The sequence below is a fragment of the Pseudomonas sp. MDT2-39-1 genome (genome assembly GCF_054898085.1).
Genome location: NZ_CM142716.1, coordinates 3866267 through 3880597, shown reverse-complemented (window position 1 = coordinate 3880597; position 14331 = coordinate 3866267). Strand labels below are relative to the sequence as shown.

General features: G+C 58.5%; 11 protein-coding genes. 6 read left to right on the top strand and 5 right to left on the bottom strand.

Annotated elements, in window-relative coordinates; all coding sequences use genetic code 11:
* Positions 1–103: 103 nt before the first annotated feature.
* Entirely contained in the window at positions 104–913 is an 810-nt protein-coding gene (locus tag ACYZTM_RS18285) for a helix-turn-helix domain-containing protein (RefSeq protein ID WP_461989160.1), read from the bottom strand.
* A 170-nt stretch (positions 914–1083) separates the two neighbouring features.
* On the opposite strand from ACYZTM_RS18285, the gene ACYZTM_RS18280 reads away from it, so the two are divergent.
* From ACYZTM_RS18280 to nadE, 4 genes are all read left to right on the top strand, one after another.
* Positions 1084–2544, top strand: a complete 1461-nt coding sequence (locus ACYZTM_RS18280; RefSeq protein ID WP_461983887.1) for an alanine/glycine:cation symporter family protein — start codon at positions 1084–1086, stop codon at positions 2542–2544.
* Between the two features lie 132 nt (positions 2545–2676).
* Entirely contained in the window at positions 2677–2946 is a 270-nt protein-coding gene (locus tag ACYZTM_RS18275) for a hypothetical protein (RefSeq protein ID WP_461983885.1), read from the top strand.
* A 301-nt stretch (positions 2947–3247) separates the two neighbouring features.
* Complete coding sequence (gene pncB, locus ACYZTM_RS18270) at positions 3248–4483, top strand: nicotinate phosphoribosyltransferase (protein ID WP_461983883.1); 1236 nt, start codon at positions 3248–3250, stop codon at positions 4481–4483.
* 4 nt (positions 4484–4487) lie between these two features.
* Positions 4488–5315: an ammonia-dependent NAD(+) synthetase gene (nadE, locus tag ACYZTM_RS18265; RefSeq protein WP_131058830.1), complete on the top strand. Its 828-nt coding sequence runs from the start codon at positions 4488–4490 to the stop codon at positions 5313–5315.
* A 166-nt stretch (positions 5316–5481) separates the two neighbouring features.
* Here the strand turns inward: nadE and azu are convergent, their stop codons facing one another.
* Positions 5482–5928, bottom strand: coding sequence for an azurin (gene azu / locus ACYZTM_RS18260; protein ID WP_131058829.1), 447 nt, complete (start codon positions 5926–5928; stop codon positions 5482–5484).
* A gap of 343 nt (positions 5929–6271) precedes the next feature.
* Between azu and ACYZTM_RS18255 the strand changes: the two genes are divergently transcribed.
* Together ACYZTM_RS18255 and ACYZTM_RS18250 are read left to right on the top strand one after the other, a co-directional pair.
* Positions 6272–6859, top strand: coding sequence for an LOG family protein (locus ACYZTM_RS18255; protein WP_461983880.1), 588 nt, complete (start codon positions 6272–6274; stop codon positions 6857–6859).
* 68 nt (positions 6860–6927) lie between these two features.
* A complete protein-coding gene (locus tag ACYZTM_RS18250; RefSeq protein WP_131058827.1) occupies positions 6928–7116 on the top strand; it encodes a hypothetical protein in 189 nt (62 codons plus the stop codon).
* A 460-nt stretch (positions 7117–7576) separates the two neighbouring features.
* Here the strand turns inward: ACYZTM_RS18250 and ACYZTM_RS18245 are convergent, their stop codons facing one another.
* The 3 genes from ACYZTM_RS18245 to ACYZTM_RS18235 all read right to left on the bottom strand — a co-directional run bounded on the left by ACYZTM_RS18245 (position 7577) and on the right by ACYZTM_RS18235 (position 14317).
* Complete coding sequence (locus ACYZTM_RS18245; RefSeq protein ID WP_461983878.1) at positions 7577–8467, bottom strand: transglutaminase family protein; 891 nt, start codon at positions 8465–8467, stop codon at positions 7577–7579.
* On the bottom strand, positions 8467–10953 hold the full coding sequence (locus ACYZTM_RS18240; protein WP_461983876.1) for a circularly permuted type 2 ATP-grasp protein: 2487 nt from the start codon (positions 10951–10953) through the stop codon (positions 8467–8469). The genes ACYZTM_RS18245 and ACYZTM_RS18240 overlap by 1 nt, the downstream gene beginning before the upstream one ends.
* A gap of 88 nt (positions 10954–11041) precedes the next feature.
* The gene (locus ACYZTM_RS18235; RefSeq protein ID WP_461983874.1) at positions 11042–14317 is read right to left on the bottom strand and encodes a transglutaminase family protein; all 3276 of its coding nucleotides are present in this window, start codon (positions 14315–14317) and stop codon (positions 11042–11044) included.
* Positions 14318–14331 lie beyond the last annotated feature (14 nt).

The following is a 14331-nucleotide window of genomic DNA, read 5'->3' as shown; positions in this document are numbered from 1 at the left end:
CCGATCCCACAGGAATGTGCACCGTCCAAAAAATCGCTGGCAATAACTCGACAGCTACAAAAGCCGATTTGCAGGATTGCGCAGCGTTCCCAAACAACATCCGTCACGCAATAACAAACAGCCCATGGACAACCATGGCTTGAGCGAGTCGTGCACGCAGGTCTTCATCGATAGCCGGGTCATTAACGTCATACAGACGCACCCGTCGATAGGCATCGCTCCGGTTGATTTCCTGCCCCAGATACTCCCAAACAACTCTCGAGCATGCGGGGGCTCGATGATCTGCGGCCGAAACGCCCATCTTCAGGCCATTAAGCCGTGTGATGCAGCTTTTGAAGCTCGGTATGAGAATGGTTTGGCTGATTTCGTTTGAGGTCAGTGACTCGTAATCGATGAGAAACAGGCGATCTCGCAGATAATAAGCAGTGCCGACGTATCGATACCGCTCAAATTCGCCTTCCACCCCGGCAATCTGCAAGCGCTCGTTTCGCTCGTAGACCACGTCCGGTCCGTCTACACGGACATGCACCAACGAGCACAAGATGGAGCCAGGCTCCGTCATTGCGTGATAGTACTCATAGTAATAACCGATGTGGGCCTTAAGTTCTGGAGAGGATTTTCGACGCAGGTGTTCGAGCATTTTCTGTGATTCCGTGCCCTCACCAGAGTGGCTGGTATTCCTCGATTTCACACCAATCAACGTGATGAATTGCTCGGTTGGAAGTGTTATTTCAAACGCCTCAACCCCAAAGAAATCACAGATACGTTTCAGATTAAAAGGTGTAGGAACGCTATTCCCACAAAGGTACTTATTAAATTGACCACGATTAATTCGAATCTTCCTACAGACTTCTGCGACAGATCTGTAGTGACTACACAGAAGCTTTAAGTTGGCAGGAAGAAACTCCCCCATAAATATCCTTGAAACAGGTTGAGAAGGCGCAACCATAGCAGCAACTCGCATCACTTTTAAGCAACTAGCGAAATTGCGCTCAGGGAAATATGGCTGGATATTACGGGTCCCGAAAGGCTTCGGGATTTGGCTATGCCAACAACTCGCCAGCACTTAGCAAGGAGCTTTGAATGCTAGACGTCATCAACGACTTTCTCTCGGGAAAGGTTTTGATTCCTGTAGTCCTCGGACTGGGTAGCTACTTCACCATACGATCAAGATTCGTCCAGTTCAGATACTTCCTGCATGCGTTCTCTGTCCTGCAGGGCAGTTGGCGCACCGGTGGCCATCATGTGAGCGCGTTTCAGGCATTGACCCTCAGTCTTGCCGGGCGGGTGGGTACCGGCAATATCGTCGGGGTCGGGATTGCCGTGAGCATGGGCGGGCCCGGCGCGGTGTTCTGGATGTGGATGACAGCCTTGCTAGGCATGTCGAGCAGCTTCTTCGAATGTACGCTGGGCCAGCTCTACAAACGCAGCGATGGAAATGGCCTGTATCGAGGTGGACCCTCCTGGTACATCCAGCACGGGCTAAACAAACGCGGGCTCGGAATCATTGCAGCGCTTCTACTGTTGGTGACGTTTGGATTTGCAATCAATGGTCTTGAATCTCATGCAGTATCGCACTCCCTCAAAGACGCTTTCGGCTTGGCGCCCATGTGGTCGGGGCTCGCGTTGTCGTTGCTGCTCGGAGCAGTTTTTATTGGAGGGATAAAGCGAATAGCTTCGGTGGCCGACTTGTTAGTCCCCCTGAAGGTGCTCGCTTACATCGGAGTGACGGGGTACGTGATCGTGCTGCAGTTTGATCAGGTTCCCGCAATGCTGATGACTATCATAAGAAGCGCATTCGGTCTGGATCAGGTTTTTGGTGGATTGCTCGGGAGCGCAATCATCATGGGTGTAAGGCGTGGTGTGTTTTCCAACGAGGCGGGACTAGGTAGCGCTCCCAATGTTGCTTCGGTGGCGAAAATCGACCATCCGGCAGCACAAGGTGTGGTGCAAGCATTCAGCGTGTTCGTCGACACATTCGTGATCTGCACCTGCACTGCATTACTCATTTTGCTTTCAGGTTTCTACTCACCGGGATTTGAAGGCGACGGAGTCGCGCTGGCACAAAATTCGTTGGCTGCAGTGGTCGGTGAATGGGGGCGCATGTTCATCAGCGTGGTGCTGGCATTGTTCGTATTCACGGCAATGCTTTACAACTATTACCTAGGGGAGAACAGCCTCCGGTTTATGTTTGGCACCCCTCGAAAAACATTGTTGTTATATCGCTCGATGGTGTTGGTCTTGGTGTTCTGGGGATCGGTCGAAGATCTTTCGACCGTACTCGCTTTCGCCGACATCACCATGACTTTGCTGGCGCTGGTCAATCTTGTAGCCATGGCGCTGCTGTTTAAAATTTGCATGCGGATCTTGCGAGATTACGACAATCAGCGTCGCGCCGGGATAAAGACGCCGATCTTCGATTCCAGCAAGTTTCTTGATCTGGACCTCGATCCTCTGGCGTGGCCCCCGCAGTCAGGAGCTCCACACATGGCAAATCGCAGTGCAACGCCGGTTTCCAGCGGAGCAAGCACGCAATCTGCTTGAGTTAGCCGACTGCTGAGCCATTCGTTTCAGTAATGGCTCAGCAACTTAGTAAATGCCCCCTATCAACTCTTATTGAAGAACAAACCGTTCTTTGATTTATGACGTCAAAAAGAATCTTGAGGATGTCTCGACATGAATCGCTATTTCCCACTTAAAACCAATGCGACCGATACACCCACTTACTTCATAGACTCACATGCCGCACCCAACCAGTTATTCGAAGATGCCTTTTTCAGAATTCGCGCGGCTGTCGGCCTTCTGGACACGTTGACGTCCGTAACCATCAAGCACACCAACGACTCGGATCTGTATCGCCTGATACTTCCCGTTTATGTGTTACTTCAGGATGGAGTGGACGCAATGGAGCAAATCACCTTCAAGGGGAAGTTCACCCCTGCCTGAAACAGCAACTTATGAAATGCTCAGGGCAGCAATGATCAAAGCGGTTGAAACAAACCTCGTTCCTCGCCATTCCCTGCTCGCAGAGTATTTGAACAGCTGGGAGCGTCTTGAGGCCGTCATTCAAGCCGCGCTTGATGGGTATACCGAAACGGACGAGGCTTCTGGCAGCAAAGCATAGAAGGCGTCAGAGGCAAGAGCCGGTGCAAAACAAAAAATCGCTGGCAATCTTCACGTGGGATATGCGCCACTAGCGCCATTGATTGATACCGCGCAACGCGCGGCCCGTCTGGAGAACCGCGTTATGAGCGAGAGCGTGTTTGGCGATCGCATCGTGCAGAACCTGCTCGACACCGACTTCTACAAACTGACGATGATGCAGGCGGTGCTGCACAACTACCCGAACGTGGACGTCGAATGGGAGTTTCGTTGCCGCAACAGTGAGGATCTGCGTCCGTATCTGGCGGAGATCCGCTTCCAGATCGAGCGGCTGGCCGAGTTGAGCCTGAGCGCCGACCAGTTGAGTTTCATGGAGCGCATCAGCTTCATGAAGCCGGACTTCCTGCGTTTTCTCGGGCTGTTCCGCTTCAACCTGCGCTACGTTCACACCGGGATTGAAAACGGCGAGCTGTTCATCCGTCTGCGCGGGCCATGGCTGCATGTGATCCTGTTTGAAGTGCCGCTGCTGTCCATCGTCAGCGAAGTGCGCAACCGCTATCGCTACCGCGAAATCGTTCTGGAACAGGCCCGCGAGCAGCTCTACCGCAAGTTCGACTGGCTCACCGCCAACGCCAGTGCGGACGAATTATCCGAATTGCAGGTAGCCGATTTCGGCACCCGTCGGCGCTTTTCGTACCGCGTGCAGGAAGAAGTGGTGAACGTGCTCAAGCATGATTTCCCCGGGCGTTTCGTCGGCACCAGCAACGTGCATCTGTCACGGGAGCTGGACATGAAGCCTTTGGGCACCATGGCCCACGAATGGATCATGGCGCACCAGCAACTCGGCCCTCGGCTGATCGACAGCCAGATTGCCGCCCTCGATTGCTGGGTCCGCGAGTACCGCGGCCTGCTGGGGATCGCCCTCACCGACTGCATTACCACGGATGCTTTCCTCAACGATTTCGACCTGTATTTCGCCAAGCTTTTTGACGGTTTGCGCCACGATTCCGGCGACCCGGTGATCTGGGCGGAAAAGGCCATCGCTCACTACCACAAGCTCGGCATCGACCCGATGAGCAAGACGCTGGTGTTCTCCGACAGCCTGACACTGCCCAAATCTCTGGATATATTCCGGGCGTTGCGCGGGCGAATCAATGTCAGTTTCGGTATCGGGACTAACCTGACGTGCGATATTCCGGGTGTCGAACCGATGAGCATCGTGCTTAAAATGGCGGCCTGCAACGGCCAGCCCGTGGCAAAGATTTCCGATGAGCCTGGCAAGACTCACTGCAAAGACCCGAATTTCGTCGCCTATTTGCGACACGTTTTCAAAGTACCTGCCGCCCTTTCCAGCACATTTGGCACAACTAGCAAGGAGTGAATTCATGCAAGCCGTACAGCGTGAGATTGCTGAGCAGCTTAACGTTCAACCGCCGTTCGCCGACCATGCCGCCCTCGAGGCCGAAGTCGCCCGGCGTATCAGCTTCATTCAGGATTGCCTGGTCAATTCCGGGCTCAAGACCCTGGTCCTCGGCATCAGCGGCGGCGTCGACTCCCTGACCGCCGGCCTGCTGGCCCAACGCGCCATGCGTGAACTGCGCGAGCAAACCAGCGACAAAAGCTACAAATTCATCGCCGTGCGTCTGCCGTACGAAACCCAGTTCGACGAACACGACGCCCAGGCCTCGGTGGATTTCATCGCCCCGGACGAACGTCACACCGTGAACATCGGCCCGGCAGTGAAATACCTGGCCAATGAAGTGGCGGCCTTCGAAGGCAAGCACGCGGTCTCGGTGGATTTCGTACTCGGCAACACCAAGGCGCGGATGCGCATGGTCGCCCAGTACACCATCGCCGGCGCGGCACAGGGCCTGGTGATCGGAACCGACCACGCGGCGGAAGCGGTGATGGGTTTCTTCACCAAGTTCGGTGATGGTGCCTGCGACCTGGCCCCGTTGAGCGGTCTGGTGAAAAACCAGGTTCGAGACATCGCCCGCAGTTTCGGCGCGCCGGAATCGCTAGTGGAAAAAATCCCGACGGCCGACCTTGAAGACCTTTCACCGGGCAAACCGGACGAAGCGTCCCACGGCGTGACCTACGCCGAGATCGACGCATTCCTGCACGGCCAGCCGGTGCGGGAGGAAGCGTTCAAGATTATTTGTGATACGTATAAAAAGACGCATCACAAGCGGGTGATGCCGTTCGCGCCATAAGGGCGGTGGCGTCTGTACCGACGCCTTCGCGGGCAAGCCTCGCTCCTACAGGTACAGCGCTGTCCTTGTAGGAGCGAGGCTTGCCCGCGAAGAACAATGACACGGTCAAATATCAGGCACAAAAAAAGCGTCCCGATCGGGACGCTTTTTTATGAGCTCGAATCGATTATTTCAGGGTAACCGTACCTTTCATCATCGAGATGTGGCCCGGGAATGAGCAGAAGAAGCCGTACTTCTCGTTGGCATCGAGCTTCGACACGTCGAAGGTCACCGAATCGGTTTCCTTGGCACCAATGATTTTGGTGTGGGCGATGATGCGAGCATCACCTTCCGGCAAGTATTGCTTGTCGATACCAGCAGCCAGGCCAGCGGTGGCGATCGGCTGCATATCAGCTTCTTTGCTCAGCACCCAGTTATGGCCCATGACGTTTTTCGGCAAGCTGCCGGAGTGAGTCAGTTCAACGGTGAACGTCTTGCAGCTTTTGTCGATTTCGATGGCCTTGGTGTTGAAGGACATCTGATCGGTGGAGTCGACAGTGACCTTGCATTCGGCAGCCATCAGTTGGCTGCTGGCCAGTGTCAGCAGGGATACCGCAACAAGTTTGGCAAACATGGTGAATCTCCAAGGCAGGGTTAACAAAAGTGCGAATGGACAGAAGACTGCCTGAAAACTTCGCAAGTTCCTATGACCTGAATCAAAAATTGTATACAACTTTCGGGCTATGACACCTATCGAAACAATCTACCAGCCAGACGTCTGGCCCGGCCCTATCATCAGGGCGTCATCCCTGATCTGGAGCGCCTGTCATGTCCTTTAACAGCCTGTTACGCAGTTTGCTCGCCGCTTATGCCTGTGGCGCCAGCGGCACGTACGAAACACCTGAACGCGAAGTTTAGACCTTGGAGCGCCGCGCGCCTGCCTTTACTCTGTGGCCATCCTGACCATGGAGTAAGGCATGTCTTTAGCGTCCGTTTGTGTATTTTGCGGTGCCAGCACCGGCACCAACCCGGCTTATCGTGAAGCGGCTGTCGCCCTGGGGCGAGCACTGGCTGAACGCAAGCTGACACTGGTCTATGGCGGCGGCGCCGTCGGGCTGATGGGCATCGTCGCCGATGCGGCACTGGCGGCCGGCGGTGAAGTGATCGGGATCATCCCGCAAAGCCTCAAAGACAAGGAAATCGGCCACAGTGGCCTGACTCGCCTGGAAGTGGTCGACGGCATGCATGCGCGCAAGGCGCGGATGGCCGAGCTCAGCGACGCATTCATCGCGCTGCCCGGCGGCCTGGGCACACTGGAAGAACTGTTCGAAGTCTGGACCTGGGGCCAGCTCGGCTACCACGGCAAACCGCTCGGTCTGCTGGAAGTGAACGGTTTCTACAGCAAATTGACCGGTTTTCTTGATCATATCGTCGGCGAAGGCTTCGTTCGCGAAGCGCACCGTGACATGCTGCAAGTGAGCGAATCGCCGCAAACCCTGATCGATACCCTGGACGCTTGGCAGCCGACAGTGGCGCCGAAGTGGACAGAGCAAAAACCCAGCTAACGGCTCGGCACCGATACAGGGCAGAATATGCGCCGCTCAACCTCACCTTCGACCCCAGAGGATCGCCCATGGCTAAACCTAATTATTCCTTCGCCAAACGTCAGAGAGACTTGGCCAAGGAGCAGAAGAAAGAGGAAAAGCTTCAGCGCAAGAAAGCTACAGCTGAAGAAGAAGCAGCAGCACTGAACCCGGATGCCGAAGGCGAAGTGGCTACAGAAGAAACTGAAGCACCGAAAGATCAGGCGCCCGACGCCTGAGACCCTCAGGGCCCGATGATCTGATCAGGCCCACCGGATCTGTGTCCAGGGTCAGCAGTTCCTTGCTGACCCTCACAGGCCAATCTGAAATACCCATCCCGAACTGACTCGCACAGCCTCCTGTGGGAGCGTAATGCTGTTCACTTAAGCGCGGGCACTCATTTGTGGCGAGGGGATTCAGCGAAACGTCGCACCGCCCCGTTCGGCTGCGAAGCAGTCGTAAATCCACACAACTCGGTCTGTCTGAACGGGCGCAGGGGGCCGCTTCGCAGCCGAACGGGGCGGTGCGACGTTTCGCTGAATCCCCTCGCCACAGGTTCTCGCTCGACTGATGATTGTCTTAAGTGAACAGCATTACCTGTGGGAGCGAGCCTGCTCGCGAAAGCAGTGCTCCATTCAACATTGATGTCGACTGTTAGACCGCTTTCGCGAGCAGGCTCGCTCCTACAGTGGATGTTTGTTAGTCCAGTGGCATCACGGTGACGCGGACCTCGGGGTCGTGATTGCCGCCCCCCAGAATCACCCCACGCAACGGCGAAACATCGGAGAAATCCCGGCCCCAGGCCAGGGTGATGTGTTCCAGCGCCGGTTGCACATTGTTGGTCGGATCGAAATCGACCCAGCCCAGTACCGGGCAAAACACTGAAACCCAGGCATGCGACGCATCGGCGCCGATCAGTCGCGGCTGGCCGGGTGGTGGCTGGGTCAGCAGATAGCCGCTGATGTAACGCGCCGCCAGTCCACGGGAGCGCACGCAAGCGAGCATCAGATGGGCAAAGTCCTGACAAACCCCGCGCCGACGTTCCAGCACCTCCACCAGCGGCGTTGCCACTTGGGTCGCTTCTGCGTCGAAGGTGAATTCGCTGAAAATCTTCTCCATCAACGCCTGGACGCCCAGCAACAACGGCCGCCCCGATGGAAAACAGCTTTCAGAAAACTCGACGAAGTTGCGTTTCAAATGCACGTAGGGCGATTCAAACCGGTAACGGCACGCTTCCAGCAACTCAGGGGAAAGCGGCTGACTGCTGTAGGTCAGCGCGTTGCGGGTTTCTTCCCACGCAGGGGATTGAGTGAAATCCAGCGTTGGACGGGCCAGCACCTCAACGGTGAGACACGCATTGACCAGCAATTCATCGTGCGGCCGCTCAAACGCCAACCGGGTGAGCGGATTGCCAAACACATCCAGCTCATCCCGGCGCGAGGTCGGGTCGGGACTGATCTGCAATTGCTGCTCGGTGCAGCGCTGCCAGGCACAGGTCCGTGGCCACAGGTGCGCGAGCTGCTGGGCCAGGGACACCGGGCTGTCGTAGTGATAATGGGTGTCGTGGAGTATCTGGTAATGGGCGCTCATCAGACGGACACCGTGCGCTGGCTGACATCATCGACATGGGCGAAATGGCGCAAGGCCAGACGATCCGACACTTGTCCGCTGGCATCGGCGATCTCTTGCAGCAAATCCGCCAGACCGTTGATGGCGGCGCGAACGCTGGCTTCGCCGAACAGCGAATTCTCCAGGCACCCCAGATCGAAGCGCGCCAAGCGGTCCACCAGTTGCGGCAGACCCGCTTCGCGAGGCGCACCAAAATCATCGTTCAAGCGTTTCAGGGTGCGGGTCACCAGTTTCAACTGGAACAGCACCGCGTGAGGGTTCTGCTCGTCGAGCAGCAAAAGGTCGAGCACCGGGATCAACTGCGCCACCGCCAGATACCGCGAGCGGTAAGTGATGCTGCTGTTGCCCAGTTCCAGCAGCCATTCCAGCCCGGCCTGATCGAAAGCGCCAGCACCGCGCAGAAACGCCGCCAGGCTGGCGCTGAGAAATTGCAATCGCTCGATCCGCCGGCCAATCATCAAGAAACGCCAGCCTTCATCCCGTGTCATGTCGTCCAAGGCAAAACCGGACAGCGCCGCCAGGGACATCACCAGCCGGTTGAGGAAATCCAGCAACTCGCCGAAATCCGGCTCTTCGGTTTCCAGCTCCATAGCTTCGCGCTGCAATTCCACCAGCGCCTGCCAGTTTTCCCGCGAAAGCTTGCCGCGCACTTGCGAGGCGGCCCATTGCAGGCGCTGCAGATTGGAGCGCAGGCTGAAGGGCCAATCATCGCCGAGTAGTGCCGCCAACAGTCGCTCAGGCAACTCGCCTTCGTCGGGCAACAGATTCAGGCGCTCGCCGAGATCGACCGCCGCTTCCAGGGCTTGCGGATCATCACCATCGACGTAGCGCGCCAGCATGATCCGCAGCAGTCGCGCGCTGTCATCACAACGCTCGCAATAACGGCCAAACCAGAACAGGTTCTCCACCACCCGCGACGGCAGGTACGGATCGCGTCGAACCAGGTCATGCACACCTATCGTGCGCTGGGTTTTCCATTGTTCGCCGCTGGGAGGACGATCCCCCAACACCCAGGTGTCCTTGCTCGCACCGCCGCGCTGCATCGACACCACTTCGGCATCCGCTTCGGCGGCCACACGGGTCAAACCGCCGGGCAGCACCCGATAGCCGTCGCGACTGGCTACCGCATAAACACGCATTCCGATGGCCCGTGGTTGCAGTTGACCGTCCTCGGCCTGCCAGATCGGTGCCTGGGACAATTGCGCCAATTCTTGCGCAACATAGGCATAAGGCCGTGCTTGCATGCGCTCGGCCAAGGCCTGACGCTGTTTTTCACTCAGATCGCGGCCAAATATAGGTGCGAAGCTCTGTGACGGAAACGCGGGTTTGATCAGCAATTCCGGCAGTTTTTCCAATGCCTGGGCCAGCACCGGCGCTTCGCCACACCACCACGTCGCAATGGACGGAAGGATCAGTTCTTCGCCGAACAGGAATTGATTGATCTTCGGCAGAAAGCCCAGCAGCCCCGGCGACTCCAACACACCGCTACCGAGGGCATTGGCCACCAACACCCGCCCCTGCCGCACAGCTTCGAGCAAGCCCGGTACGCCGAGGGCCGAGTCGGTCCGCAGCTCCAGCGGATCGCAGAAGTCATCGTCGAGCCGACGCATGATCGCGTGAACCCGACGCAGGCCACTGAGGGTTTTCAGGTACACCGTGGCATCGCGCACCGTGAGGTCGCCGCCTTCCACCAGCGGATAACCGAGCTGGCGCGCCAGATAGAGATGTTCGAAATAGCTTTCGTTGAAACGCCCCGGCGTCAGCAGCACGATCAGCGGCACGTCATCATCGCTTGGCGCCTGACGAGCGAGGGTTTCCTGAAGCGTGCGGAAGAACCCGGCCAGATGCTGCACCTTCAGGTCGCGGTACAACTCGGGAAAGGCCCGGGACACAATGGTGCGGTTTTCCAGCGCATATCCGGCACCGGATGGCGCTTGAGTTCGGTCCGCCGTCACCCACCAGCGGCCGTCCGGTGTGCGCGCCAGATCGACGGCATACAAATGCAGAAAGGCCCCGTCCGGCGGCGTAATGCCCTGACAGGGCCAGAGGAAATTGTTGTGACCGAACACCAGTTCCACCGGCAGCAGTCCTTCGGCAATCAACCGCTGCGGGCCATAAAGGTCAGCCAGCACGGCGTTCAACAACCGAGCTCGCTGAGCGATCCCGGCCGATAAATGCTGCCATTCATCCGCAGCAATCACATGCGGCAGCAGGTCCAGTTCCCACGGCCGATCGGCCCCCTTGGGGTCGGCGTAGACGTTGTAGGTCACGCCGTTTTCCTGGATCTGCCGGGTCAACAGGGCCTGACGCTGCACCAATTGCGCTGGCGTGCTGCGTTGCAATTGGTCGAACAACCGGCGCCAGTGCGGGCGCACGGCGCCGCTGTCGTCGAGCAGTTCGTGATAAGTGCCCGCCGTCAGCGGGTAGCGGTCAAGCAGGTCAGGCATGGAAAGCTCGGCAGACAGCAAAGAACGGTCAGACTAACGCAGGCTCATGACGCCCGGATATACGAAAAATCCGAGCGTCGCGTACGGTTTAGAAACGTCGCAAATCGAGTGTCATTGGCAGCTCGTCGTTAACTTCCAGAATCGGTACAGGAAGTTTCCCCGGGCTGTGTCCGATGCGGAAGAAACGCGCCATCCGCCGGCTCTCGGCCTCATTGGCATTCACCGGCAAACTGTCGTAGTTGCGCCCGCCCGGATGGGCGACGTGGTACTGACAGCCACCCAGCGAGCGCTGCATCCAGGTGTCGAGCAGGTCGAACACCAGTGGTGCGTGGACCGGGATGGTCGGTTGCAGGCAGTTGGCCGGTTGCCACGCACGGAAGCGCACGCCAGCGACGTACTCGCCGACCCGTCCGGTCGGCTGCAAGGGCACCGGAACGCCATTGCACGTCAGTAAATAACGCTGCGGCGCCAGGCCGTTGAGTTTCACTTGCAAGCGCTCCAGGGACGAATCCACATAGCGCACCGTACCGCCGACCGCGCCCTCTTCACCCAGCACATGCCAAGGCTCCAGCGCCTGACGCACTTCCAGTTCGATGCCGCTGACGGCGTAATCGCCGACCTTGGGAAAACGAAACTCCAGGTGCGCGGCAAACCATTCCGCTCGCACGGGATAGCCGGCGACATTCAGATCGACGATTACATCCGCGAAATCCTGCTCGATAAAGTGCGGCAACAGGAATCGGTCATGCAGCTCAGTGCCCCAGCGCGCCAGTTTCGGCGGCGCATAAGGCTCGCGCCAGAACCGCGCCACCAGTGCCCGCAGCAACAACTGCTGCGCCAGGCTCATACGCGCATGCGGCGGCATTTCAAAGGCGCGCAACTCAAGCAATCCAAGACGTCCGGTCGCGCCGTCAGGCGAATAAAGCTTGTCGATGCAGAACTCGGCGCGGTGCGTGTTGCCGGTCACGTCGATCAGCAAGTTGCGCAGTAATCGGTCGACCAGCCATGGCGCGCACTCCTCGCCCGGTTTCGGCATTTGGGCGAAGGCGATTTCCAACTCGTACAGCGCATCGTTGCGCGCTTCATCGACACGTGGCGCCTGGGACGTCGGGCCAATGAACAATCCGGAAAACAGGTAGGACAAGGACGGATGGTTATGCCAGTAGCTGATCAGGCTGCGCAGCAGATCGGGACGTCGCAGAAATGGTGAGTCAGCCGGCGTCGCGCCACCCAGTACGAAATGGTTACCGCCGCCGGTGCCGGTGTGCCGGCCGTCGATCATGAATTTCTCGGTGGTCAGCCGCGTCTGGCGTGCTTCTTCGTACAAAAACTCGGTGCGCTCGACCAGCTCATCCCACGTGGCGGACGGCTGAACGTTGACCTCGATCACGCCTGGATCGGGGGTGATGCGGAAGTTGCTCAGGCGAGGATCGCTCGGCGGCTCGTAGCCTTCCAGCAACACCGGGCAATGCAGTTCCTGCGCCGTGGCCTCGATCGCGGTGACCAGTTCCAAATAGTCCTCGACCCGTTCCAGCGGCGGCATGAACAGGTACAGCCGGCCCTCCCGAGCCTCGGCGCAGAACGCGGTGCGGGTCAGCCAATCGGCGGATTCATCGACCTCCAGATCCCGCTCGACCGCTTCGGCCGGCGCGCCCGGACTGTTCAACTGCTGAGTGTCTGGAAGCGCGGGGAATTCCTGGTTCGGGTCGTTCGGGTAGATGAACGGATACTCGGCCGCCTTCACCCAAGGCTGCGATCCCAGCGGCAATCGATAACCCAGCGGCGAATCCCCCGGCACCAATCGACAATGCTCGTCACGCAGATACCAGCGACCGCTTTGCCATTGATCACCCTTGGCGGTGCGCGCAAGCGGCAGGACCTGGCCGATCACCTTGTCCAGGCCCTGGCTGAAGACTTTACGCAGGCGCGCCCTCTCCAACGGTTCTTCAAGACGTGAGTCTTCGGCGCTGACGTTCTGCGGCAACGTGCCTTCGCGCCAGAGGTAATAGAAATTGTCTTCGTAGGCAGGGAAAACAAAACGTATCGGAATTTTCAGGCGTTCGGCGACACTCGACAGAAAACGCCCGGCCAGCTCGCCATCGGCGCCGTAGTCTTCCTGCTCATCGGCGATCAGCGCGCTGTTGTGCCAGATCGGCACACCATCGCGGCGCCAGTAGCAATTGAGCGACCAGCGTGGCAGTTGCTCGCCGGGGTACCACTTGCCCTGACCGAAATGCACCAGGCCTTTGGGCGCGTAGCGTTTGCGCATGCGCTGGAACAGCTCAGCGGATAACCGACGCTTGTCCGGCCCGAGCGCGGCGGTGTTCCACTCGGCGCCGTCCGGGTCATCGATGGAAACGAAGGTCGGCTCGCCGCCCATGGTCAGGCGCACGTCGCCTTCCAGCAAGTCGGCATCGATTTGCCGGCCCAGCGCCTGGATCGCCAGCCACTGATCTTCGGAATAGGGCTTGGTGACCCGTGGTGCTTCCCAAATCCGCTCCACATACATTTCGTGGGTGAATTCGCACTCGCACGGTTCCACCAGGCCACTGATCGGTGCCGCAGAGCCCGGATCGGGACTGCACGCCAACGGAATGTGTCCTTCACCGGCAAACAGCCCCGAGGTCGCGTCCAGGCCGATCCAGCCGGCACCGGGCAAATAGACCTCGCACCAGGCGTGCAGGTCGGTGAAATCCACTTCCGTGCCCGATGGGCCGTCGAGGCTTTTGACGTCGGCGGTCAATTGGATCAGGTAGCCGGAGACGAAACGCGCCGCCAGCCCGAGGTTGCGCAGCAGCTGCACCAGCAACCAAGCTGAATCGCGGCAGGAACCGGAAGCCTGTTCAAGGGTGTGCTCGGGCGTTTGCACCCCCGGCTCCATGCGGATCAGGTAGCCGATGTCTTCGCTCAGGCGCTGATTGAGTGCCACCAGGAAATCCACGCTCGGCAGCGGTGTGCGGTCGATACCGTCCAGATAGGCCTTGAACGTCGGCGTCAGCGGCAAGGTTTCCAGGTACGGCGCCAGTTCCTTGCGCTCGTCCGCGGCGTAGGCGAAAGGGATCTTTTCCGCGTAGGGCTCAAGGAAAAAGTCGAACGGATTGAAGACCGCCATCTCCGCCAGCAAATCGACCTCGATCCGCAGCTCATCGGTTTTCTCCGGGAACACCAACCGCGCCAGGTAATTGCCCTGGGGGTCTTGCTGCCAGTTGATGAAATGCTGCTCGGGGAAAACTTTCAGCGCATAGGACAGAATCCGCGTGCGACTGTGGGCGGCCGGGCGCAGGCGAACGATCTGCGGACCGAGCTCGACGGCGCGGTCGTAGCGGTAATGCGTGACGTGGTGCAATGCGACATGAATCGACACGGCGTGCCTCCTGC